The organism is Paenibacillus intestini (assembly GCF_030803945.1).
GTDB classification, from domain to species: Bacteria; Bacillota; Bacilli; order Paenibacillales; family Paenibacillaceae; genus Paenibacillus; species Paenibacillus polysaccharolyticus.
In genome coordinates, this window is sequence record NZ_JAURUN010000016.1 from 49,396 (window position 1) to 74,804 (window position 25,409).

A 25,409-nucleotide genomic window follows, 5' to 3' on the forward strand; every position below is an offset into this window, starting at 1 on the left:
ACTCTTCAACCTGCTTATTACTTGTCCTAGTGTTTAAAATGACGTACGCCCGTGAATACCATGGCGATGCCATATTCATTGGCTACCTTGATAGACTCTTCGTCTTTGATCGAGCCGCCTGGCTGAATGACTGCTGTAATACCCGCTTTTGCCGCCAACTCAAGTGTATCACCCATCGGGAAGAATGCATCGGAAGCGAGAATAGCTCCTTTTGCCTGCTCGCCAGCTTGCTCAATTGCAATTTTGGCCGCGCCGACACGATTCATTTGCCCTGCACCTACACCTACCGTCATGTCGTTCGCAGCAAGTACAATCGCGTTGGACTTCACATGTTTAACAACTTTCCAGCCAAACAATAGCTGTTTCATTTCTTCTTCGGAAGGTGCACGATCTGTAACCACGTTGAGCTCGCTCGCTTCAATGGAGTGTACGTCTGATTGTTGCACGATCATACCGCCGTCAATCGATGTCACCACGAATTGGCTTTCACGGTTGCGAGCTGCGTTCAGTTCACCTGTTTTGAGCAAACGAATATTTTTCTTTTTCGTCAGGATATCCAGTGCTTCTTGGGTAAAATCAGGAGCGAGTACGATTTCCAGGAAAATCTCGCTCAGCTTGTTCGCCGTATCGCTGTCGATGATGCGGTTTGCTGCCACAATGCCACCGAAAATCGATGTTGGGTCAGCAGCATAAGCTTTACTGTAGGCTTCATAGATGCTTTCGCCAATTCCTACACCGCAAGGGTTCATATGTTTTACGGCAACGACTGCTGGCTCTTCAAATTCTTTGACAATCTGCAGTGCTGCGTTGGCATCGTTGATGTTATTGTAAGACAACTCTTTACCATGCAATTGCTCAGCTGTAGTCAATGTATCCTGCGCAGCCAGCGGTTTGCGGTAGAATGCCGCTTGTTGGTGCGGATTTTCGCCATATCGTAGATCTTGGAGCTTTTCGTAAGTAACGGTCAGACGCTCTGGTAATGGATCGCCATTAACGTTGGACAGGTAATCGGAGATGAGTGCATCGTAAGCCGCCGTATGACGGAACACTTTTGCCGCAAGCCGTTTGCGTGTTTCCAGCGTCGTATCTCCGCCGCTGCGCACTTCCTCCAGCACTTGACTGTAGTCGGCCGCATCAACAACAACGCTAACAAAAGCATGGTTTTTAGCCGCTGAACGAAGCATCGTTGGTCCACCAATATCGATGTTCTCAATCGCATCTTCATAGGCTACATCCGGTTTAGCGATGGTTTCCTGGAAAGGATACAGGTTCACAACAACCAGATCGATGTAACCCAAACCAAGCTCCTGCATTTGGCGTGTATGCTCTTCGTTATCACGAACAGCAAGCAAGCCGCTGTGAACTGCCGGATGTAATGTTTTGACACGCCCGTCCATAATTTCCGGGAATCCGGTTACGTCCGAAATTCCGATGACAGGTACGCCTTCCTTCGACAACAGGCTACTTGTACCTCCTGTCGAAATAATCTCCACACCCATTTGCGACAGCTCGCGGCAAAAGTCCACGATGCCTGTTTTATCCGATACGCTGACCAGCGCTCTTTTGATACTCACAATATGCTCCTCCTTTATTATCCCATAAGCTTCGCGTTTCCTGACGAAACACAGCCGATTTATTTCCCGAGAAATATCACAAAATGCGTACCAATTTTCGACTTCTGTTATATAAGTTGATAAACGATTCCCACACTGAGCCACTGCGAGAACAGATAATCTTTTGATCGCTGTTATTCCTAGATTTTTCGAACAATTTTATAATGGTAAAAATCAAGTAATAAGCTTATGCTTCCGATGTAGCTTTCTTTCAGAAAGCTTTCAGGCGAACGCTCCGCTTCTCCAGCTTATTTCTGTTCTCTACGTTCATGTGTGGAAAAAATTTCAACTTATATCAAACCGGTTTGGTAACGGTAACGTGGCGTCCGTTTAATTGAACCAAACCTTGCGCGAACCAAGATACCACTTCAGGGTATAACTGCTGTTCGGCAGCATGGATAGCTTTGCTGATCGTTTCCGCCGTATCCCTTGGTTGGACAGGCACAGGATGCTGGGCTATAATCGGCCCCGTATCCATGCCGCCGTCCACAAAATGAACGGTTACACCTGTCACTTTCACACCATAATCAAGTGCTTGTCCAATCGCATCTTTGCCAGCAAAGGCTGGCAGGAGCGATGGATGAATGTTGATCAGTCGACCCGCGTAGCGCTCAACCATTACGGAGGTCAGCAGTCTCATATAACCCGCCAGCACAACCAGATCAATCTGTTTGGATTCAAGCACTTCAATAATTTCTGCCTCGTATGCTTCACGCGAATCATACGCTTTGGGCGTAAACAGATGGCAGTCTACCCCTGCATCCCGTGCTCGCTGCACAACACGTGCTGCAGGTTTATCACAGACGAGTAATTCCACCGATGCACCCAAATCACCATTCCGTGCTGCATCAACCAGAGACTGAAAGTTGCTTCCTGTCCCTGAGGCAAATACAGCAATGCGGTAGTTCGTCATTAAACATCCGCTCCCGTGAAGGTTACTCGCGCATCTCCTTCAGTTACACGGCCAATGATGTACGCCTCTTCACCGGAAGCTTTTAGTTGCTCCAATGCTTTTGCTGCATCCGCTTCGTTCACAACCAAGACAAGTCCGATACCCATGTTAAACGTCGTGAACATATCACGGTTGGATACATCGCCTTTTTGCTGTAAAAGATTAAAGATTGGCAAGATCGGCCATGAACCATAATTGATATCTACGTTCACGTTGCTTGGTAACATACGCGGGATATTTTCAATAAATCCACCGCCCGTGATGTGCGCCATCCCTTTAACTTTGACATTCTCCAGCAGGGACAGTAATGGTTTTACATAAATTTTCGTTGGCTCCAGCAAGGCATCGCCCAGTTTGCCACCCAGCTCCGTCATTTCGGAGTGCAGATCCAGGCCAGCTTCTTCAAGCAGCAATCTGCGAACCAGAGAGAAACCGTTGCTATGCACACCGCTGGAAGCGAGACCGATGACCGTATCTCCAGATGCGATGGTTGTGCCATTAATGATTTTTGCTTTGTCCACGATACCCACGGTGAAACCTGCAATATCATACTCACCTTCACTGTACATGCCTGGCATCTCAGCCGTTTCACCGCCGATGAGCGCACAGCCGGACTGATGACAGCCTTCCGCGATACCCGCAACGATCGCTTCAATCTTCTCCGGGATGACCTTATCGCAAGCGAGGTAGTCCAAGAAAAAGAGTGGCTCTGCTCCTTGTACAACGATATCGTTGACACACATCGCTACAGCATCAATACCAATCGTATCATGACGATCCATAGCAAATGCTATTTTTAACTTGGTTCCAACACCATCTGTACCGGAAACCAGAACCGGCTCATCATATTTGTCTTTGTTCAATCCGAACAGGGCACCAAATCCACCCAAATCCGTCATCACTTCCGGACGAAAGGTACGCTTTACGTGTTTTTTCATCCGTTCAACCGCTTCGTTTCCTGCCGCGATATCGACGCCGGCCTTTTTATATGCTTCGGACACAACCCTCACACCCTTCGTATCTTGTATAAATCGAGCTCAACATTTTTTTGTGTAAATCAAAAGTCCAACTCATTTATTGCTACTCATCTCTAATAGATGAATCTGTACCAATTCAAATCCAGCTAAACCCATTGTAATGTAGTTCCTGTACTCTTCTGGTGGAACCATTCGAATGAATTCGTCACCATTGTATACCGCACCGGCACACTGGAATACTTGCAGCTCTTTTTTCGCCGGAGTCAGCGGAATGTTACCAACGATGCTCCATGTGCCATCTTTCAGCAGCTTGGGTGACGTGAAGATCACGTTGCTCTTACGTTTGCCATAAGAATAGACAAGGAATTCGCCGTCTTCCAAACTTACAGTTTCGTCACGCTGAATGCTCATCACGCCGAATGAAAATGCTTTTTTGAAGCGGTCTCTCAGTGCACATATCACCTGACACACGGCAAACCGTCCATCATGCATTGGAATCAGAAAAACATCGCCCTCATTATAGCTTTTTCTTCCCATAAGCCTGACCTCCTAACAGCTACAGCCGAACTTCTCTTCTCCGTCGAAGTCAAGGCGGGTCGGATAATCATTATCGAAGCACGCCAGACATAGTCCGCCCTTATAGTCATCTTGATTATCGCCTTGAATGGATGCAATCAGTCCATCCGGACTGAGGAACGCCAGAGAGTCTGCATTGATCTCACGGCAAATCTCTTCAACGGACAGAGCAGATGCAATAAGCTCGCGGCTATCCGGTGTATCAATGCCATAGAAGCACGGGTTCTTAAATGGCGGCGAAGTAATCCGCACATGCACTTCCGTTGCCCCTGCGTCACGAAGCATATTCACAATCCGGCGGGATGTTGTCCCCCGTACGATCGAGTCATCGATCATCACTACACGTTTACCTTCCACGACACGGCGCACGGCGCTAAGCTTCATCTTTACGCCCTGCTCACGCAGTTCCTGGCTTGGCTGGATAAATGTACGTCCGGTGTATTTATTTTTGATCATGCCCATCTCATATGGAATACCTGTCTGTTCAGCGTATCCAATCGCCGCCGAGATGCTGGAATCTGGTACCCCCGTAACCAAGTCCGCATCCACAAACGCCTCAATGGCCATCCGACTACCCATGCGTTTACGAGCAGCATGCTGATTGGCACCGTTCATATCACTATCAGGTCGAGCAAAATAAATATATTCCATCGCACAGAGTGCCTTGCGGTGTTTATGATCATCAAAACGATCCTCATGCAATCCGTCTGCATCCAGCACAAGCAATTCACCCGGTTCAATATCACGGATCAGCTCAGCGCCGATGGTTTCAAGCGCACAAGTTTCAGAAGCAAACAGGTACGCGTCCCCAAGCTTACCCATCGTCAGAGGACGAAGTCCATGCGGGTCAGAAGCAACCAACAGCTTATCATTCGTCATAATCAGAAACGCATAACCACCGACGATACGCTTGAATGCGTCTTTTGCCGCCTCTACCAGCCCTTTCGAAGATCTTGCAATCAAATGAGCGATAACTTCAGTATCACTGGTTGTTTGGAAAATAGAACCGCTCTGCTCCAGCTCACGCCGGATCGTTGGTGCATTCACGATGTTGCCGTTCGTAGCAACCGCTAGGTCGCCATCCCGATATTTGAATACGAGCGGCTGTGCATTGGTCAGTTTGCTATCTCCACTTGTCGAATAACGTACATGACCAATCGAAATATCACCGGTGAGTGTCTGCATCAGGTCTTTGGTGAAGACCTCTTTCACGAGTCCCATACCGCGGTGATAGTTAAACTGTGTGCCGTCACTTACACACATGCCCGCACTTTCTTCCCCGCGATGCTGCAGGGCATGCAGACCGTAGTAGGAAAGGGAAGCCGCATCAGGGTGCCGATACACCCCGAATACGCCGCATTCTTCCTTTAATTTGTCGAGTCCTTCCTTGCCGGACCCTTCGTTATAATAATCACCTGTCCACAACGGTTCCGTCATCAGTTCATGAGACATGGAATCGCATCCTCCCAGACCTTAGCCAAACCTCCTACAGGTTCGTTCACGGCTGATGTTCCGTTCAATTCAATGGTCAGGTTACTTCCTTCAACACGTCCAATGACAGCTGCTGGCACTCCACGTTCACGTACAAAAGCTTCCAGCTTACTCGCTTGCTCCGGCGAAGCCGACAGCAAAATACGGGATTGACTCTCACTGAACAGGGTATGATCTGCACGCAGTGCAGTCTCTACATTCACTTGTGCTCCTACGTTACCGCTGATGCAGGACTCTGCCAGTGCAACCGCCAGACCCCCTTCGGACAAGTCATGCGCGGAGCGAACGAGTCCGGATTGGATAGCTTCCAGCACGGTGCTGAGCAATGCTTTCTCCGTGTTCAGGTCAAGTTCTGGCGGACGGCCTTCGGTCACGCCATGCACGGCGTATTGCAGCTCGCTGCCGCCGAGTTCTGCTTTGGTTTCACCGAGGAGGATGATGACATCTCCTTCGGATTTGAAAGCTTGTGTCGTGATATGATCCGTATCATGCACGAGACCTACCATACCGACCACTGGCGTTGGATAGATAGAGCCTTTGGCGTTTTCATTGTACAAGCTCACGTTACCACCGATGACCGGCGTATCCAGCACGCGGCAAGCTTCCGCCATACCGTCCACGGCTTTTTCCATTTGCCAGAAAATATCCGGTTTCTCCGGGTTACCGAAGTTCAGGTTATCCGTAATTGCCAGCGGTTCTGCACCGGAACATACGATATTACGCGCTGCTTCACTCACCGCAATACGTCCACCCACCTCAGGATCAAGGTAAACGTAACGACCGTTACAGTCCGTCGTCATCGCAAGACCTTTGCGCGTGCCACGAATCGTAACCACTGCTGCATCAGAACCCGGACGTACGGCTGTGCTTGTACGCACCATGTAGTCATATTGATCATAAATCCATTTTTTGCTCGCCACTGTCGGAGAAGCCAGCACTTGTTTCAGTGCACCGCCGAGATCCGACACTTCGTCATAACGAAGCGTGTCGATGGAAGCACTCGCTTCATAATAAGCAGGTACGGAAGATGGCTTGTCGTATACCGGGCACTCGTCAACCAAAGCCGTTACAGGCATATCACCGACAACTTCGCCGTGGTGGATCAGTTTCAGACGACCATCGTCAGTAACTTTACCAACTTTGGCACAGATAACACCCCAACGTTCAAAGATTTCCATCGCCTGCGCCTCATCCTTCGGCTCGACGACAAACAGCATCCGCTCCTGTGACTCCGAAAGCATCATCTCGTAAGGTGTCATGCCTTCTTCTCGCTGTGGCACCTGATCCAGATACAACTCCAGACCGTTACCCGCTTTACTTGCCATCTCCGCACTGGAGCACGTCAGACCTGCTGCACCCATGTCTTGAATACCGAGCACGATACCCGTATCGATCAATTCCAGACAGGATTCCATAACCAGCTTCTCCATGAACGGGTCACCGACTTGAACGGCAGTACGCTGAGACTCGGATTCTTCGGTCAGCTCAACGGAAGCAAACGTTGCGCCGTGGATACCGTCACGACCTGTTGGTGGGCCAACGTAATACACCGGGTTACCCACGCCTTTGGCTACACCGCGCTGGATTTTGTCATGATCGATCAAACCCACACACATCGCATTCACGAGCGGATTGCCTTCATAACTCTCATCAAACATCACTTCACCTGCAACGGTCGGAATTCCGATACAGTTGCCGTATCCCGCAATACCCGCTACCACATGCTCAAACAGATATTTTACGCGATCACTCTCCAGCTTACCGAAACGAAGAGAGTTCAAAAGCGCTACCGGTCTTGCACCCATTGAAAAAATATCACGGATAATGCCGCCCACACCCGTTGCCGCCCCTTGATAAGGTTCTACCGCGGAAGGGTGGTTATGGCTTTCAATTTTGAAAACAACGGCCTGATTGTCACCGATATCTACGATCCCGGCACCTTCACCCGGTCCCATCAGGACCCGTGGACCACTTGTCGGGAAACGACGCAAGAGTGGCTTGGAGTTTTTGTATGCGCAGTGCTCAGACCACATTACGCTGAATACACCAATTTCCGTGTAGTTTGGCTTGCGGCCCATGAACTCACAGATCAGCTCATACTCGCTATCAGACACGCCCATCTGTGCGTAAAGTTTATGTTCTGCGACCTGTTCTGCTGTTGGTTCCTTAGCGGATAGCTGCTGCGTCATGCCGATCCCTCCATGCTTTCAAAATTGAAGTAAACATCCGTTTGCCGTCTTCCGAACCGAACAGCGAATCCACTGCACGCTCTGGATGCGGCATCATGCCCACTACGTTGCCCGCCTCGTTGCAAACCCCTGCGATATCACCTAGGGAACCATTCGGGTTATTGCCATATGTGAAAACAATCTGATTGTTCGCTTGCAAACTTGCCAGTGTTTCTTCGTCACAATAATAGTTGCCTTCACCGTGAGCAATCGGAATGACAATCTCTTCGCCCGGTGCGTAGTCACGTGTGAAAGGTGTATCTGCGTTAGCCACCTTCAGCACCGTGTCATGGCAACGGAATTTCAGGGACGTGTTGCGGATCAACGCTCCCGGAAGCAGACCTGCTTCCGTCAGGATCTGGAATCCGTTACAGATGCCCAGTACATATTTGCCTTGCTCTGCAGCTTTAGCCACTTCGTTCATTACCGGTGCGAAACGGGAAATTGCTCCGCAACGCAGGTAGTCTCCGTACGAGAAACCACCCGGAACCAGAATGCAATCATACGCGGACAAGTCCGTCGCCGTATGCCATACATAATCAACCTCTTGTCCAATCGCATCTTCTACTGCTTTGTAACAGTCGATGTCGCAGTTGGAGCCAGGGAACACGAGAACTGCAAATTTCATGAGATTAACCCTCCAATTCGTAGCGGTAATCTTCAACAACGGTGTTGGCGAGCAACTTCTCACACATCACTTTCAATCGTTTTTCCGCTTCCGCACGATCTGTTGTATCCAGATTTAGTTCCATGACTTTACCGATCCGTACACTTTCCACTTCGTTGAATCCCATGGAATGCAGGGCTCCTTGAACAGCTACGCCTTGCGGGTCGAGTACGCTTTGTTTAATAGTGACATATACGGTTGCTTTGATCATGATCTGTATGTTCCTCCTCAGTAATGAACGGGATAAATGCTTTATGCTGTTAAAAAAAGTGCTGTAGCCTTGGGACGTTCGCTTCGGTGTGGATGGTTCCTCCGGCCGCTGGTTGTTCCCAGGTTTCTCTGAATCGTTTTGGCCCGGCTGCGGTCAAAACCCGGGAACAAAGGCGGACGCTTCGCTCCTTCGTGAACCATTCCACCCCTACGCCCCATCCTGCGGCGCTATTTTTTAAAGGCCTAAACCCTTTGCGTTGCTCGGCGGGTAGTAAAAGCGGTGGCCTTGGGACGCTCGCTTCGGTGTGGATGGTTCCTCCGGCCGCTGCTTGTTCCCCGGTTTTTCTGATTCGTTTTGGCCCGCGCTGCGGTCAAAACCCGGGGAACAAAGGCGGACGCTCCGCTCCTTCGTGAACCATTCCACCCCTACGCTTGATCCTGCGGCAATATTTTTTAAAGGCCTAAACCCTTTGCGTTGCTCGGCGGCAACGGTAAAACATGCGATGCCTCGGGTGATCGCTTCGGTGTGGATGGTTCCTCCGGCCGCTTGTTGTTCACCGGTTTTCTGATTCGTTTTGGCCCGCGCTGCGGTCAAAACCCGGGAACAAAGGCGGACGCTTCGCTCCTTCGTGAACCATTCCACCTCTCCGCTTGTTCCTACGGCGCTATTTTTTAAAGGCCTAAACCCTTTGCGTTGCTCAGTGGCAACTGTACAAGCGGTAAACCTGAACCAATCCTTAGCTTTCCGCATACGCGGTACAGGTCTTCAAGTCTTTGAGTAACATTGATTTTAATTCTTGCATTGATTCCAGGCTTCACACCTAGTGAAGCCTACGCCTTAATTACCTCATCCACCAGTTTGAACACTGGCGGAGGGAAAGATTTGAGCTGGAGAAACGAAGTGCTCGCCTTTGCAACCGGAATGTGTCCTTTTGAAAAAAGGATAGGAATCCAAACATTCCGGGGGCAACAGCGATCGAAAGCCAAACTTTCCCGGAGCCGCACGCAAAACGTTCCTTCTCAAGCTTTCCCGAAGCCCGTGCTCAAACGTCTTCCACTTATTATTTCGTTAAACGTTTATAAATATCGACGTATCTTGCCGTTGTCGCTTCCACGACCTCTTGCGGAAGCGGGTCGGGCTTGCTGTTCTTGTCCCAATCGGTGCCTGCAAGATAGGTACGGACAGGCTCTTTATCCATGCTGTCGATCTCAATGTCGAGAGCATAGTTTTCTTTTGCCCAGAAGCGGGAGGCATCCGGGGTGAAGATTTCATCAATCAGGATCACCTTGCCATCCACGATGCCAAACTCGAATTTGCAGTCTGCCAGGATGATACCGCGCTGATCACAGTAATCACGAGCAAACTCATAGAGGCGTAAGCTTTTCTCTTGAAGCTCGATAGCAAGCGCATCTCCCACAAGCTCTTTCATACGCTCCATCGGAATGTCCTCGTCATGACCAACGTCATTTTTGGCAGCTGGTGTGAAGATGGGCACTTCGAGCTTGGCATTTTTGCGCAGGCCTTCCGGCAGTTTAATTCCATTCACTTCTCCGGTTGTCTCGTACTGTCTCCAGCCACCACCAGTGATGTATCCGCGCACCACACATTCGATATCGATGCGCTCTGCTTTGCGTGTAACCATGATGCGGTTTTTGAGCAATTCAGGTTCGGTGACCAGATCACCCAGTTGATTCACATCGGTATGAACCACGTGGTTTTCCATCATGCTACCTGTCAGTTCAAACCAGAAGCTACTGAGTTGATTCAGCACATTACCTTTCTCTGGAACCGCCGGGTCGAGCACATAATCAAATGCCGAGATGCGATCCGTTACCACAATAAGAAAATGCTCACCCAGATCGTATAGCTCGCGTACTTTTCCTTTGTATAACAGAGGTGCTTTAACAAGATCTGCCGCCGTGGACAGTGCCATGGGGTCACCTTCTTTCAGGAGATGTAAATTATACGTCCAATTCCCTTCATCACGCGGGGCCACTCCAAATGCAGAAGAACCTTACGATCGCTGTTATCCCTGAATTTTTCTGATCCAATTGTATAAGGGGGAAATTCGGTGATAAAGGCGAACGCTTCGCTTCTACAGGTTTTTTCTGCCTTCTCCGTTCCAGCGTGAACACATAATCAACCTATACTTTTAGGAGGGGATTTCTGTCCTCTACGTTCCCTGCTAGCCCATCATTCGTTCTCTAACCTTATTAATGGAATATATTAATCGATTAGTCGTTCAAGCCGAGTTTTTTGAAAATCGTATCTACGTGTTTCAGGTGCCATGACGGGTTAAATGCATCTGCAATTTCCTCGTCGTTCAGCACAGCTGTAATTTCCGGTGTGGACTTCACGATGTCCTGGAATTGACGTTGTTCTTCCCATGCCTGCATGGCACGTGGTTGAACGGTATCGTACGCTTGCTCACGGCTGAAGCCTTTGTCGATCAGTTTCGTCATAACGCGACCGGAGAATGGCACGCCGAAGGTACGTTCCATGTTGCGTTTCATGTTTTCCGGGAACACAGTCAGGTTCTTCACAATGTTACCGAAACGGTTCAACATGTAGTTCAGCAACATCGTTGCGTCCGGCAGAATGACACGTTCTACGGAAGAGTGCGAGATGTCACGCTCGTGCCACAATGTTACGTTCTCGTATGCAGATACCATATGTCCGCGGATAACACGGGACAGACCGGAGATGTTTTCACTGCCGATCGGATTGCGCTTGTGCGGCATTGCGGAAGATCCTTTTTGACCTTTGGCAAACGCTTCTTCCACTTCACGGAACTCGCTCTTCTGCAGTGCACGTACTTCTGTAGCGAACTTGTCCAGAGAAGTTGCGATCAGTGCCAGCGTAGCCATGTACTCCGCATGACGGTCACGTTGCAACGTTTGCGTGGAGATTGGTGCAGGCTTGGTACCTAGCTTCTCACAGACAAACTCTTCAACAAATGGATCGATGTTAGCATACGTTCCAACGGCACCGGAGATTTTACCAAACTGTACGCCATCCGCTGCATGGCGGAAACGATCCAGGTTACGCTTCATTTCTTCATGCCACAACGCCATTTTCAACCCGAAAGTTGTCGGCTCCGCATGTACACCATGTGTACGTCCCATCATTGGCGTATGCTGGTATGTCAGTGCTTTTTCACGCAAAATTTCGATGAAATTAATAATGTCTTTTTCCAGAATTTCGTTCGCTTGCCGCAGTACATATCCCAGTGCCGTATCCACCACGTCCGTGGAAGTCAGGCCGTAGTGAACCCATTTCCGCTCTGTACCCAGGCTCTCGGATACCGTACGTGTGAACGCAATAACGTCATGGCGTGTTTCCTTTTCAATCTCATAGATACGATCAATGTCAAAAGAAGCGTTCTGGCGAAGCAAAGCTGCTTCTTCCTTCGGGATAACTCCAAGCTCAGCCCATGCCTCGCATGCGCAAATTTCAACTTCCAGCCACGATTGGAATTTGTTCTCTTCTGTCCAGATGGCTCTCATTTCGGGTCTGCTATAACGTTCAATCATGAATTTGTATGCCTCCATAGATTAGTTTGTTCGATCCATTGCAATCCTTCTTCGACATCCTGACAGAGCAGGTTCACATGCCCCATCTTCCGTCCTGTCTTCGCTTCGCTCTTGCCATATATATGAAGCTTAGGGATAACACCGAGTTCCATCGCCTCTTCATCAGGTTGCCCTGTTCTTGCGATGATTCCTTCCAGATGCTCACCAAGCACATTGACCATAACGACGGGACTTAACAGCGTTGTATCTCCCAGCGGTAATCCGCAGATGGCACGAACATGTTGCTCAAACTGTGATGTGGCGCAAGCCTCCATCGTGTAGTGTCCGGAATTATGCGGCCTTGGAGCCAGCTCGTTCACATACAGTCTGCCGTCAGCGGCTACAAACAGTTCCACCGCCAGTAATCCGACAGCTTTCAGGGATTCCGCAACTGCAGCGGCCAGTTTCTGTGCTTCCAGTTGAATGTCTGTAGCCACTCGCGCAGGTACGATGGAAGCATGCAAAATGTTATTCACATGAATGTTCTCCGCAGGCGGGAACGTTTTGATCTCTCCGCTCGTGCTACGAGCAACAATGACCGAAATTTCGCATTCGAACTTGATGAATTGCTCCAGCACCAGCTCTGCTCCTGTCGATGCAAGCTCTTGATAAGCCTCTTCAGCTTCCGCTGCGACACGAATCACCCGCTGACCTTTGCCGTCATATCCGCCAGTCACTGTTTTTAACACACATGGTACTCCTAATTCACTCACCGCAGCATTCATCGTATCCAAACTGGTAATTTCGCGGTACGGGGCAACTCTTACACCAGCCGCTTCAATCGCACGTTTCTCACGCAAGCGATGCTGGGTCGTGTATAAAAGGGAACTCCCTTGCGGCACGGATGACTCACGCTCAAGTAAAGCCGCCACTTCTGCATCCACATTCTCGAATTCATACGTGATCACATCGCATTGCCGCGCGAGTTCTCTTGCTGCCTGTACATCGTCGTATCCAGCTTCAATCTGCTTCGCAATCTGGCCACAAGGTGAATCCGGTGTTGGATCAAGAGTAACGAAACGATAACCCATCGCCGTTCCAGCAAGTGTCATCATGCGTCCAAGCTGCCCGCCGCCAAGAATACCGATTGTTGTATGTCCGGGTAATAAGACGGGTTGTCCCTGCCCTGTTCCCTTATCCTGTCTGGTTGCCTCGTTACTCATAGCTCATCACTGCTTTCCAGTACTTCTTGTTTAATCCGTTCTCTGCGAGCTTCGGAGCGGCGCTGCACCTCCGGGTCAAATGCGCCAATGATCTGTGCCGCGAGCAAGCCTGCATTTGTCGCACCCGCTTTGCCAATGGCAACCGTGGCTACCGGGATGCCGCCAGGCATCTGCACAATGGACAGCAAGGAATCGAACCCGTTCAATGCTTTGGATTGAACCGGAACACCGATGACGGGAAGCATCGTTTTGGATGCCACCATACCTGGAAGATGAGCCGCTCCGCCTGCACCAGCGATAATGACCTTGAATCCACGGTCGATCGCCTGTTCTGCATATTCAAACATCAAATCCGGTGTACGATGTGCGGAGACGACCTTTTTTTCATAACCAATCTCAAGCTCGTCCAGCACCTCGCACGCATGTTTCATCGTTTCCCAATCAGACTTACTGCCCATAATTACAGCAACTTGCACTGACATGAATACATCCCACTCCCATCTGAGCATTTTAAAAAAACGAAAAAGTCCGCTACCCGCGAAAATATTACATTTTCTCCGGACACCGGACTCCAAGAAATACGTATCCCTCATTTGGGCATGCCAAAAGGGGCTTGCTGTCCGCAATCAACCATGCGACTCTCAGCCGTATCTCCTCGTAGTCCGGAAATTTACGGTTTCCGGGTAGATACTTCCGGGCCCTATTCCCGGCGTTATACGAGCAAATATCTATTCGTTACATCTTCGTTTACCATGATCCACAATCATACAGCTTTCGTTCCTACTCGACCTTATTTTAACCTGATCGACACATCTAACATTCTAACAATCCCCTACAGCGTATGTCAACTTAAAGACGAACATTTAACATATTGACAAATCTAATGTTCGGGAATTAGTACAGTGTTATACAATAAACTCCAAATTCGCTTGAAATACCCCATCCTGTTGCTTCAAAATAAAATAAAGAAAGCCGGCTTCTCTTCAATTTCTCGAAGACAACCGGCTTGTTCACACGGGAATGGAGTACAAGTACATCCTCCCTCTTATTTCAATATCATTTTACGATCAATACAGGAATCTGAGCATGTTGTACTACGTTGTGACTGACACTGCCCAGCACGAATTCACGGATTCCACCTAAACCTCGGGAACCAATGATAATGATATCCGAGCCGCTTTCTTTGGCATAGTCCAGCAACACCTCTGCTGCAGCTCCTTGGATCAGATCTACATTTGCCGTAACACCGGCAGCCTGAATACGCTCTTTCGCTTCATCCGTCGTTTGCACAGCCAGATTGTAGTAATCGTTGTTGAGTGAAGGCGGCAACGGCGCCAGACCTTCCCCAATAAATACGCGCGGAAAATCAAATGCATGAATGACATCAAGCACAGCCCCCGGCGATGCCTTGGCAAACTCGATTGCACGATCCAGTGCTTTATTTGAAGCTTTTGACCCATCATAAGCTACTAAGATTTTGGAAAATAACATGTAAATCCCGTCCCTTCCTTATATATGTAGAACCCGAAGCAAGCCTCGGTCTGACATCTAAATCCCTTACAGAGCCTGGAACCATGTAACTTCTTAAACCTTCACAGGTTAAAATGAACCACTTGATAAGAAACAATTTACATAATAAACTCATTCATCCCTAAACAATCACTGCAAAAAGTAACCATACATCACTGCATTCAGAAAAACGAGCAACGGAATGCCCATCGTAAAGCTGGGATGTTTCGTTTTATGCCTTTTCCGATACATCGCAATCCAGACACCTAGTGCACCACCGATAAAGGCTAGCAAAAATAACGTTCGTTCAGGCGTGCGATCCCGCCGCTGCTGTGCACGTCTCTTGTCGTCAGACATGACCAGATATGCGACAACATTAATAAAGATAAACCATACGATAAGTCCGGTATGCATATGCGTTTAGCGGTCCCCCTGTCCCGGGACATCTCCCTGTCTCCATTATAATCCCAAGACAGGCAGATGATCAACGCGGGCAGAGAACCGCACTATTTTACATAAACGAGAATTTTACGATTCCTGTTTCGGAATCCCGTTCAGGCTCGGTACCCTTTTGGCTGATTTCTCCGGGGTCACTGCGATATTCTCTTCCCGAATGCTGTCCTTATTCTGCTGGTTATTGCGTTTTTCCGGTTTGTTATGCGGCATCTCAGGCTCACCTCCTCCGCTTACGTTGCCTGAAAACGAAGCATCTTATACGAAGGAGGAACCTGTATTTTAGGCTTTAGGGCGCACGTCTAGTTGTTCCGGTGACTGTTTAGAAAATGATATAACGCTCCGTACAGGTTGGCATCATTTCCAAACGTACAGGCTGTAATCTGTGGGCTCGCCTTATGCAATGGGTTAATTCGCTTCAGTTCATCTATTGCCCATTGGATTCGCTCCAGCACAACAGGCTGTGCACTAATGCCTCCTCCAATGGCAAACACTTCAGGGTCGAGAATGTATTGCAGATTCATGATCTGAACCGCAATCTGTGTGCAAAAGGTATCAAATACACCGCACGCCTCCGCATCTCGCTGATTAATAAATTCAAACACGGCCTCACCATCGGCAGGGTCATCCAGCCCCTTTAACTCACCAATCTGTCTGACCATCTCTACAGCCGAGCTCTCCAGTCCAAAATAGACCGCTTCCTTCGTTACCGGGTCAATCCGGCTCATCACATAACTAACTTCTCCGGCTGACAAGTTTTTGCCACGTTGCAGTTTACCGTCCATGATGATTCCTCCCGCGATGCCGCTACCCAGCACCATAACAACGGAATCCTTGGTATCTTTGACACTGCCGAGCCATAGTTCGGCAAGCGCTGCGCACTTCCCATCATTTTCAATGGACACATGGATCGCATATCTGTCTTCAAGAAATTTGGCTAAATTCACCTCATGCAAAAATGGAAAAGAACCGCCGTGATACACCATTCCTGTCTCCACATCGATTGTTCCCGGACAACTCAGGGCAATGCCCTGAATCTGTGACAAATCTTGTGCATCCACGATGGCATAAAGCGCATCCTGCAGTTCCTGCAAGCCACTCCGCCCAACGCCACGTTTTCCCTTCGACAACAGCTCTCCGCTTTCGCTCATGATTCCGTATTTAATAAAAGTTCCACCAATATCAATAACTAGATACATTGTGTCTGCCTCCTGCTCTACATATCATTCATCAACATCTTAATTGAAATATAGAGCGTTTCCATTTATATTTATGGTATTTATTTGCGATTAATAGTAATTAATTATGATCTTTAGGGAGATGGAGTGTTCAGTGCCAACGATAACCGAAACCAAACTTCAATGGATCTTACAAACGTTATATGATACCACCCGGGTTCCTGCGTTCTACCTTAAGCGAGGTATCGATCGTCATCCTACTTTGAGCCCGGAATTGGTGAACCAGCTTCTGTCCACTCCTGTTCATCTGAAAATCCAGCTCATGGATTACAATATACAAATGGATAAGATGATCCTGATGCCAGTCTCCACTCCTGAAGGGCAAGATCTGCTTGTTCTCTGGCCCAATGCACAGTCATATGTTGAGCATGTTCCGTTTGCATGGGATCAACAACTGAATTCAACCACATTCATTGAACCCAATGATCTCCATCAACTGCTGAGTGTGGCGATTATGGCCCATTATCTTTTACATCATGAAATATTGGATCGGAATCAAGTTCTTGAGGACAACAAACATGTCTTAAATATAAATAATCATGCGGAAGGTGTACTTGAACTATCTCTTCTGGAACAGAGAGAGCGGAGATTGTTTCACAAATCCTACCTGTCGGAGAAAAAGGTATTCGATCAGGTGCGTCTGGGGAACAAACATAAGATGCTTTTGTATCTGAAGCAGCATATGGAGTTGAACGGGGTCTACGGCACTTTATCGAAACAGAATAGTTTACGGAGCAAAAAGAATCTGATCATCGCGGCCATTACGCTCGGAACCCGTGCTGCAATTGATGGCGGATTGTATTCGGAGTCGGCACTTACGCTTAGCGACACCTATATTCAGCACATTGAAACGCTGTCCCGGATTGATTCGATTCATCCGATTCTGCTTAAGATCCTTGGTGATTTTACCGAACGTGTAGCCAAAGTCCATCGGGCTCATAACTCCAAAGACATTCTGTTATGCCAGGAATATATATTCAATCACTTATACGATGACTTAAGTCTGTCCGTACTGTCCGCGCATCTGCAAATAAGCCCCTCCTATCTTTCCCGTAAATTCAAGGAAGAGACTGGAGAGGCACTTCGCATTTTTATACAAAGGCAACGGATTGAAGAAGCCAAAAATCTGATCGTTTTCTCAGACTATCGCCTGAGTGAGATTCATACGTTGCTTAACTTTCACGATCAGAGTTACTTCATCAAAGTGTTCCGAAAACATACGGGTTTTACACCAAAAGAGTATCGTAATCGATTTGTGGTCAAGCCTTCTTGAACATGACACCTGTATCAACCCATTTAAAAGTCGGAGATCGTTTAAGCTTTGATTCTCTTATCTTCCGTTATCTCTGCCGCATGCCTATTTTCCTTGTTTCTCCATAGCCGCCTTGAGCAAATCCCCCAGGTTGGAGCCGATGGACTCCTGCTTCGCGTATTGTTTCACCAGCTTTTGCTGCTCGCGTTTGTTCACGTGTTGCTTATCTTTATCCAGCGTTTCGGTGATTCCGCATGGCAGACACTGTACATACAGTCCAGCTTTGCCTTCCTTAATCTCCATCTTCTTATGACACTGCGCGCAGCGGCGGTTTGACAACCGCTTCTCATTGGAGCGACGATAACCACAGTCCTCTGTAGGACATACGAGGAACTTGCCACGTTTCCCCTTTTTCTCAAGCAACTTGGCGTTACAGTCCGGGCAGTGGCTATTGGTTACATTATGCGGTTTGTACTCGGCTTTACTGCTTTTCACGGTGGATACAAGTTCCTTTGCCATGGAACGAATACCATCCAGGAACGGGCCTGGTTTACCCTGTCCACGTGCTATACGCTCCAGTTCAGCCTCCCAACGAGCGGTCAGTTCCGGTGTTCGCAGTTGCGGGGCAGCAAGCTCAATCAGCTGTTTGCCTTTGCCCGTTGGATGCAGACTGTTCCCTTGACGATCAATCGTATCCGAGCTGACCAGTTTCTCGATGATATCTGCGCGTGTCGCAGGTGTGCCCAGTCCGTGCTTCTCCATCTGGGAGAGCAACGCTGCTTCCGTATACCTCTTCGGTGGCATCGTACGTCCACTCTTGATGTGGCAGCGCCCAAGTGTCACTGACTGACCTTGCTGTAAGTCTGGCAACAGTGCACGCTCATGGTCACCTGCATCATTGGAACGGTCATCATCTTCATCATCCGTATAATCACCGCCGTACACTTCGCGCCAGCCACTATCCTTGACCGTTGTGCCCTTCACATGGAAGGAATCCTTACCTACCTGTACCGTAACAGCTACTGAATCATACCTCGCTGCTGGATAGAACAGACTGATGAAACGGCGAACAATCAAATCGTAGAGTTTACGTTCCTCTGGACTAAGTTGATTTAAGAGCACCGTCTGCTCGGTTGGAATAATGGCATGGTGGTCGGTGACCTTGCTATCATCAACAATCCGTTTGGTGACATTCAGATTTTTGCGCAGTAAAGGGCGTGCAAGTGATGCATACGGGCCAACAGCTACACTCTCGAGTCGTTCTTTTAACGTTCCCGTCATGTCTGAAGTCAAATAACGGCTATCTGTCCGCGGATAAGTAACAAGCTTATGCTGCTCATATAGACGCTGGAGTACGTTAGAGGTCTGTTTAGCGGAAAAACCGTGTTTACGGTTCGCATCCCTTTGCAGTTCCGTAAGGTCATAGGCCAGCGGATGCGGCTCGACTTTCTCACTTTTTTTCACCTGAGCAATCGAGCCTTTACGTCCTTCTACACGTGCCTTCAATTGCTGCATATCCTGTTTGTCAAAAATTCTGGAATCCCCGCCAGCTGCACGCCATACCGCCTGAAAATCTCCAAAGTCTGCGCTTAACGTCTCATATTCCTCTGAACGGAAGCCGTTAATTTCATTTTCCCGATCCATGATCATTCCCAAAGTTGGCGTCTGTACACGTCCAGCGGACAATTGGGCATTGAACCGTACGGTTAACGCACGTGTTACATTAAGACCAATCATCCAGTCTGCTTCGGCACGGCAGCGTGCGGATTCATAGAGACGGTCAAATTGACTTCCCGGCTTCAGCGAGGCAAATCCGTCCTTGATCGCTTTATCCGTTTGGGATGAAATCCACAGTCGTTTGAACGGCTTTTTCCACTGCGCCATTTGCATAATCCATCTTGCAAGCAGTTCTCCTTCACGGGCCGCATCCGTTGCAATAACCAACTCACCCACATCCTGACGTTTCATCAGTTGCTGCACGGCTTTGTACTGGTGATTCGTTTCCCGGAGCACCTTCAGCTTGGTTCGCTCTGGCAAAATCGGCAAATCCTCCAGATTCCACGTCGCATACTTTTTGTCATAATCCTCAGGTTCGGCGAGGCCCACCAAATGTCCCAAGGCCCACGTTACAATGTATTTCGGACCTTCCATATAACTTTTATGTTTATCACGCGCGCCCATCACCCTTGCAATCTCCCGGGCTACAGATGGCTTCTCTGCGAGTACCAATGTCTTCACTTCGTATCTCTTCCTTTCTTTCCAAACGCTAATATCGGAGACAACGGATCTGTCTTCCTTGTCTTCATATATTTCCATCTTTACATTATATCATCTCAATCAGAATCATGTTTTCGACAAATGTATATTCAACAGAACAGGGTTTCAAGGGCATCTCTTTTTGCCAATACATTCAACTTATCATCCGATCAGGAAATGTCATATCTATGTTAGATAATATCTTTTCTTAGACTTTCCAATAAAAAAATAGTCTTTCACTTCCAAGACACAAAGAGAAAACGTGAGATATCATCACACAAAACCAATATGTATGCGTTTTTTTGAATAAATAATAGATTTGTAAGATTACCTCACACCAATATAAGATGTGCAAAAGCATTATACAAAGATTGCTAAAACACACACATCATCTTAGACACAGGAAGGGAGCGTGGATGCATGACTTATCATGGATCTGTATTGAAAAAAGGCGGGGCCTTATTACTCGCGGGAGCCGTGGTTGCCGCAACGTGGGGAGGAGCTGCTGTACCTTCGGCTTTCGCCGCCGCTGCAACTCCTCCAAGCCAAACCTCCACCGTCGCCGCCCTTGCAGGGAAAGCGCCGGTCAGTGCCGCAACCTTTGTTCAGGCCATGGAAGAAGCTGCTACACTTGCAGGTGTACCTTTTACCATGGACAAGCTCTCCGGTGCGACAATATCTCGCCAAGATGCTGCACTTGCCTTGCAGCAATGGCTCAAGCTGGACACTGCTCCGGCATCCTTCAAGGATGTGCCGAAGCAGTCCGAGTATGCCAGTGCCGTCGGCGCCCTGAATGCCGCCGGACTAATGAAAGGCTATACGGACTCTCTTTTCTTACCGAACGCTGTACTTACAGCGAACGACGTCTCTATTTTGAAAGACCGCATCTATACCTACATAAAACCGTTTGTGCTCGAAGAAGCCACGATCATGGATATGCAGAACGCCATGGCACAAGGTAAACTGACATCCAAAGAGCTGGTGCAACATTATCTGGATCGTATCGCGAAATACGATGATCAAGGTGTCAGCATTAATGCTGTCCTCAATCTGAACCCGGATGCGCTTAAAATCGCAGAGCAACTAGATGAAGAGCGCAAAGCTAAGGGACCTCGAGGCCCGCTTCACGGTATCCCGATCCTGGTGAAGGATAACTTTGATACCAAAGACATGCCAACCACGGCTGGCTGTATCTGTCTGAAGGACTCTATTCCGGCCCATGATGCAGAGCAGGTGAAGAAGCTGAAAACAGCGGGAGCCATTATTTTGGGCAAAACCAACCTGCATGAGTTTGCTTTTGGCATCACAACCTCAAGCTCACTGGGAGGACAAACGCTTAACCCGTACGCCCTTGATCATTATCCAGGTGGTTCGAGTGGTGGAACAGGTGCGGCCATTGCCGCGAACTTCGCTGCAGCAGGTATGGGCACCGATACAGGTGGTTCCATCCGCATACCGTCCAGCTTTAACAGCCTTGTTGGCATTCGTCCAACCATTGGCCTCTCCAGCCGAGAAGGCATTATTCCACTCGCACTGACACAAGACGTTGGTGGGCCGATGGCACGTACCGTAAGTGATGCGGCAATCATGCTGGATGCTACCGTTGGTTATGATAAAAAAGATGTTGCCACGGCTTACGCGGTAGGCAAAATCCCTTCCAGTTACACAGACTTCCTGGACGCGAACGGACTGAAGGGTGCTCGAATCGGTGTAGCTCCCGAACTCATCCCAAGCACCAAAGCGGAGGAAAAAGCGGTTGCCGACGTCATCAATGCCGCTGTTGAAGAACTGAAATCACACGGCGCTACCGCGGTACCAATCTCCATTCCTAACTTTGCAGAGATCAATAAATATCCTAGCCTCAGTGGCTATGAGTTCAAATTCCAGCTGAATGACTATCTGGATTCTCTAGGTGACAACGCGCCGTATCATAGCCTGTCCGAGATCATCGCATCGGGTCAATTTGATAAATCCCAAGAACAATCCATGAAAGCACGGGACGCACGGGATACGCTAGATACATCAGAGTACAAAGATATCGTCCTGAAGCGTACTCAAATTACTCGTGATTCCTTACTGAAAGTCATGGCGGATAACCATTTGGATGCAATCATCTATCCTACATCAACACAAGCTGCTGGCGTGATCGGCAAAGGGCAAACCTCTGGTGCCAACAATCGTCTAAGCCCATTCTCCGGCTTCCCATCCATTACTGTACCGGCTGGCTTCACAACGGATGGCTTACCTGTAGGCATGGAATTCCTGGGCCGTGCCTTTGACGAAGGTACACTGATCAAGCTGGCTTACAGCTACGAACAAGGTACACACCATCGCCAAGCACCCAAGTTAACGCCTTAACTTCTTGGTGACTGATGATATATGCACAAGAGCAGAGCACTCATACTTCTATCCTTTCCCTTTATTGAACATTCTTCATTAAACATGCACCCCATTCACGATTCTGTGAATCGGGGTGTTTTTCGATTCTATATTTTCAAATTGCCCAGATCTTGATTTGTCGTCTACAATATGTATGAGGAAATTTACTACTTGTACATCGTTTGAACCACACAATAACAGGAGGTTTTAGATGAACTATTCAAGATGGCATATGATGCTTATTACCGTGCTCAGTTTCTCCCTTTTTGCCACATCAACGGCCAGTGCTGCCACAACTACTAATGCCAAGAAATATAAGTGGGCTAAGCCCGCTGTAGAATTCATGGCCTCTCACGGTGTCATGCAAAGCTACGAACAGGAAGCAGATCGTTTAAACCAAACGGTGTCCAAAGCCGAATTAACCCAAATGATACATACCTTATTCAAGGAATTTCGTGTTGAACCCGATAAAAAAATCGAAATTCCAGGCGTACCAGAAGGAAGCACCTATTATTCCATTTTTAGAGATGTGTACGGTAGCATTCCGAGTAATCCTTCGGGTATGATCGCAGCGGCAGACCAGATAAACTACAATGATCAAACATTTACGTATCAACCTTCTAAGAGTTTGTCTCGCTGGGATTTGTTGATTGCCCTGAATGCACTATTCCCTGATGTCCGTTATAGCCTGAATGAGATGGACACAAAAGAAATCATAACTAAAGTAAACTCGTTCAGGGATATCCCGAAAAGAACATTTTCTTCTTTTGAAACATATGACAAATGGAAGTTTGCTTATCAACCACTGGCTCCTGAGTTAGGTATTATTCAAGAAAAAAAACAAAATGTATATCTTGGATCCGATCTTGATGGTGTAAAAACATATGCTATGCTCGGCTTCTCTAAAGCAGGCATTATGAAACCCGATGCCAAAGGGAAATTTTATCCGAATCAAAAGGTAACGTTAGCTGAAACTGTGGTTATCCTGCAACGCATCTACAATTTTTATGGCGGGAAAGGCTACAAACATCAACCAACCAAAGATGAACTGATTCCAAGAGAGTTAAATCGTGAGTACGTCTATAGAAATTCTGCGCATGGCAGTCTTATATCTGATAATGTGGCACTTGTTAGTACAGACAACATTTCTACCGCCTATCTGGCAATCAGCGCAACAGAACCGGTTGATCTGAAAGTCATTGTGAACGGCGAGAGTATAACCTACTCTTATGAACAATTAAGCGTACTTGATGCACCTATTATGATCGCGTTTGACGGGGCAGATTATGCAGAGGTATACCCCATTTTACGCAGGACAGGCAAACCCATTGTAGATCAGGGGGAAATTGAAGGTAATGAATTTTTCGAAAAGTTAGATTTGTTTTTTTATTTCTCGGGTAAATGGACTGATTTTAGTGTGTTCAATACATTATGGGAAGATGAAAGTTATGAAGAGTTTGAACAGTAACGTTGATGAGTAATAATTTGGAAATAGCAAATATAAGGTAGAGCTCAGATTACTGAGTTCTACCTTTTTTTCCTTTGATACTAGCTATGAAAACTGAACTGAAGTCTAATTCATCAGACACCTTGGTAGATTTACATTTACGCCCTATCCGGCACACCCCATCGAACAACTAGACCCGAGTACGTTAGCCCGCCTCCAAAACCAAACAGCGCAACGTTGTGCCCATGTCTCAGCTTCCCTTCATCCACTGCAATCTGCAATGCAAGTGGAATTGAGGCCGCAGAAGTATTCCCCCGGTACTCCATACTCGTTAATGTACGTTCGAGCGGAATCGGTCCACGTTCACACATCGCTTCAATCATGCGCATATTGGCACTGTGCGGAACAAACCAATCGATCTGCTCAGGTGACATTTCAGCTCTCGTAATAAGCTCAGCTAATTGTTCCGGAACCATGCGGACTGCCCATTTGTAGACCTCTCTTCCGTTCTGCACCAGATTTCCTTCGGCATTCAACCGATGACCATCCATCTCTGTAGAAAGTCCGCTTTTGTATAGGTGCATACCACCATCTCCTTGTGTCCCAGAAATGACAGACTTAAAGTCACCCCGGTCAGAAGCACGTTCTACCAGAAACGCACCGGCCCCATCTCCAAACAATACGCACGTTGTGCGATCTGTATAGTCTGTTATTTTAGATAACGTCTCAGCCCCGATTACGAGTACCTTACGATACATCCCACTGGTCACCAGACTATCTGCCAGTTGCATACCGTATGTGAAGCCGGCGCAAGCCGCGTTCAGATCAAGCACTCCCGTCTGGGGAATACCCAGGTTTGCCTGGACTCGTGAAGCCGAACTTGGGAAAGCATACTCGGGTGTACTTGTTGCAAAAAGAATCATATCTACATCGGTGATCTTTACCTCGTAACGACGCACCATATCCTCCACAGCTTTTGTAGCCAGGTCTGATACAAATTCATGTTCTCCTGCAATCCGGCGCTCTCTCATGCCTGTTCGCTGTACAATCCATTCATCACTTGTATCGACCATCTTTTCCAAATCTGCATTACTTAATATTCGATCCGGTACATACGTACCCATGGCTGTTATCGTTGCTTTAGATTGATGATTCATAGCAGAGATCACCTCGAATGTTTTTTTATCATTATAGCACTAAGTATTAGTACTTGGTACTAATTTTATTCTTTAGGAGACTACTATTTATCAACCAGACGCTGACAATACAAAAAACAGCCCAATTTCTTGAACTATTCAACATTTAAACAGGATAAGTATGTAAAAAAAAGACACACCTGATTTTCATCAAGTGTGTCTTTGCTTTGCTTGGCGGCGTCCTACTCTCCCAGGACCCTGCGGTCCAAGTACCATCGGCGCTAGAGGG

General features: G+C 48.0%; 22 protein-coding genes and 1 riboswitch. Of the genes, 4 read left to right on the plus strand and 18 right to left on the minus strand.

The genetic code is table 11. The features are described from left to right. Positions 1-26: 26 nt before the first annotated feature. From purH to purS, 8 genes are all read right to left on the minus strand, one after another. Complete coding sequence (purH, locus tag J2T16_RS26730) at positions 27-1,574, minus strand: bifunctional phosphoribosylaminoimidazolecarboxamide formyltransferase/IMP cyclohydrolase (protein WP_154960740.1); 1,548 nt, start codon at positions 1,572-1,574, stop codon at positions 27-29. 334 nt (positions 1,575-1,908) lie between these two features. Then, entirely contained in the window at positions 1,909-2,526 is a 618-nt protein-coding gene (gene purN / locus J2T16_RS26735; RefSeq protein WP_499019834.1) for a phosphoribosylglycinamide formyltransferase, read from the minus strand. Next, positions 2,526-3,566, minus strand: a complete 1,041-nt coding sequence (gene purM / locus J2T16_RS26740) for a phosphoribosylformylglycinamidine cyclo-ligase (RefSeq protein ID WP_499019836.1) — start codon at positions 3,564-3,566, stop codon at positions 2,526-2,528. The genes purN and purM overlap by 1 nt, the downstream gene beginning before the upstream one ends. Positions 3,567-3,635: 69 nt before the next feature. Beyond that, positions 3,636-4,079: an immunity 26/phosphotriesterase HocA family protein gene (locus J2T16_RS26745; protein ID WP_499019838.1), complete on the minus strand. Its 444-nt coding sequence runs from the start codon at positions 4,077-4,079 to the stop codon at positions 3,636-3,638. Between the two features lie 12 nt (positions 4,080-4,091). After that, the gene (gene purF / locus J2T16_RS26750; protein WP_499019841.1) at positions 4,092-5,570 is read right to left on the minus strand and encodes an amidophosphoribosyltransferase; all 1,479 of its coding nucleotides are present in this window, start codon (positions 5,568-5,570) and stop codon (positions 4,092-4,094) included. Beyond that, positions 5,555-7,798 carry a phosphoribosylformylglycinamidine synthase subunit PurL gene (gene purL / locus J2T16_RS26755; protein WP_499019843.1) on the minus strand — a complete coding sequence of 748 codons (2,244 nt, stop codon included), beginning with the start codon at positions 7,796-7,798 and terminating at the stop codon, positions 5,555-5,557. Before purL ends, purF begins: the two co-directional genes overlap by 16 nt. Next, entirely contained in the window at positions 7,776-8,465 is a 690-nt protein-coding gene (purQ, locus tag J2T16_RS26760) for a phosphoribosylformylglycinamidine synthase subunit PurQ (protein WP_090923362.1), read from the minus strand. Before purQ ends, purL begins: the two co-directional genes overlap by 23 nt. A gap of 4 nt (positions 8,466-8,469) precedes the next feature. After that, positions 8,470-8,715, minus strand: a complete 246-nt coding sequence (purS, locus tag J2T16_RS26765) for a phosphoribosylformylglycinamidine synthase subunit PurS (RefSeq protein ID WP_017690695.1) — start codon at positions 8,713-8,715, stop codon at positions 8,470-8,472. An 86-nt stretch (positions 8,716-8,801) separates the two neighbouring features. On the opposite strand from purS, the gene J2T16_RS26770 reads away from it, so the two are divergent. Further along, complete coding sequence (locus J2T16_RS26770) at positions 8,802-9,128, plus strand: hypothetical protein (protein WP_499019847.1); 327 nt, start codon at positions 8,802-8,804, stop codon at positions 9,126-9,128. A gap of 647 nt (positions 9,129-9,775) precedes the next feature. Here J2T16_RS26770 and J2T16_RS26775 read toward each other — a convergent pair. From J2T16_RS26775 to J2T16_RS26810, 8 genes are all read right to left on the minus strand, one after another. Continuing rightward, positions 9,776-10,648 carry a phosphoribosylaminoimidazolesuccinocarboxamide synthase gene (locus J2T16_RS26775; protein ID WP_154892153.1) on the minus strand — a complete coding sequence of 291 codons (873 nt, stop codon included), beginning with the start codon at positions 10,646-10,648 and terminating at the stop codon, positions 9,776-9,778. A 301-nt stretch (positions 10,649-10,949) separates the two neighbouring features. Continuing rightward, positions 10,950-12,248: an adenylosuccinate lyase gene (gene purB, locus J2T16_RS26780; RefSeq protein WP_499019850.1), complete on the minus strand. Its 1,299-nt coding sequence runs from the start codon at positions 12,246-12,248 to the stop codon at positions 10,950-10,952. Then, on the minus strand, positions 12,245-13,450 hold the full coding sequence (purK, locus tag J2T16_RS26785) for a 5-(carboxyamino)imidazole ribonucleotide synthase (RefSeq protein WP_154985881.1): 1,206 nt from the start codon (positions 13,448-13,450) through the stop codon (positions 12,245-12,247). Before purK ends, purB begins: the two co-directional genes overlap by 4 nt. After that, complete coding sequence (gene purE / locus J2T16_RS26790; RefSeq protein ID WP_499019852.1) at positions 13,447-13,932, minus strand: 5-(carboxyamino)imidazole ribonucleotide mutase; 486 nt, start codon at positions 13,930-13,932, stop codon at positions 13,447-13,449. Before purE ends, purK begins: the two co-directional genes overlap by 4 nt. Positions 13,933-14,088: 156 nt before the next feature. Then, a riboswitch (purine riboswitch) is annotated at positions 14,089-14,190 on the minus strand. Positions 14,191-14,506: 316 nt separating this feature from the next. Further along, a complete protein-coding gene (locus J2T16_RS26795; protein ID WP_499019854.1) occupies positions 14,507-14,941 on the minus strand; it encodes a universal stress protein in 435 nt (144 codons plus the stop codon). Between the two features lie 168 nt (positions 14,942-15,109). Beyond that, positions 15,110-15,373, minus strand: coding sequence for a DUF1294 domain-containing protein (locus J2T16_RS26800; RefSeq protein ID WP_154892151.1), 264 nt, complete (start codon positions 15,371-15,373; stop codon positions 15,110-15,112). 114 nt (positions 15,374-15,487) lie between these two features. Continuing rightward, on the minus strand, positions 15,488-15,625 hold the full coding sequence (locus J2T16_RS26805; RefSeq protein WP_167375798.1) for a hypothetical protein: 138 nt from the start codon (positions 15,623-15,625) through the stop codon (positions 15,488-15,490). Positions 15,626-15,714: 89 nt separating this feature from the next. Then, a complete protein-coding gene (locus tag J2T16_RS26810; RefSeq protein ID WP_221791722.1) occupies positions 15,715-16,611 on the minus strand; it encodes an ROK family protein in 897 nt (298 codons plus the stop codon). Between the two features lie 133 nt (positions 16,612-16,744). On the opposite strand from J2T16_RS26810, the gene J2T16_RS26815 reads away from it, so the two are divergent. Continuing rightward, positions 16,745-17,923, plus strand: a complete 1,179-nt coding sequence (locus J2T16_RS26815) for a helix-turn-helix domain-containing protein (RefSeq protein ID WP_221791723.1) — start codon at positions 16,745-16,747, stop codon at positions 17,921-17,923. An 84-nt stretch (positions 17,924-18,007) separates the two neighbouring features. Here J2T16_RS26815 and J2T16_RS26820 read toward each other — a convergent pair whose 3' ends face one another. Further along, positions 18,008-20,140 carry a DNA topoisomerase III gene (locus tag J2T16_RS26820; protein ID WP_154985885.1) on the minus strand — a complete coding sequence of 711 codons (2,133 nt, stop codon included), beginning with the start codon at positions 20,138-20,140 and terminating at the stop codon, positions 18,008-18,010. Positions 20,141-20,578: 438 nt separating this feature from the next. On the opposite strand from J2T16_RS26820, the gene J2T16_RS26825 reads away from it, so the two are divergent. Beyond that, complete coding sequence (locus J2T16_RS26825) at positions 20,579-22,516, plus strand: amidase family protein (RefSeq protein WP_499019858.1); 1,938 nt, start codon at positions 20,579-20,581, stop codon at positions 22,514-22,516. A gap of 232 nt (positions 22,517-22,748) precedes the next feature. After that, positions 22,749-24,005 carry an S-layer homology domain-containing protein gene (locus J2T16_RS26830; protein ID WP_499019861.1) on the plus strand — a complete coding sequence of 419 codons (1,257 nt, stop codon included), beginning with the start codon at positions 22,749-22,751 and terminating at the stop codon, positions 24,003-24,005. A 137-nt stretch (positions 24,006-24,142) separates the two neighbouring features. Here J2T16_RS26830 and J2T16_RS26835 read toward each other — a convergent pair whose 3' ends face one another. Beyond that, positions 24,143-25,141 (minus strand): ketoacyl-ACP synthase III, encoded by a 999-nt coding sequence (locus J2T16_RS26835; protein ID WP_499019864.1) that lies wholly within the window; start codon positions 25,139-25,141, stop codon positions 24,143-24,145. Positions 25,142-25,409: the final 268 nt, after the last annotated feature.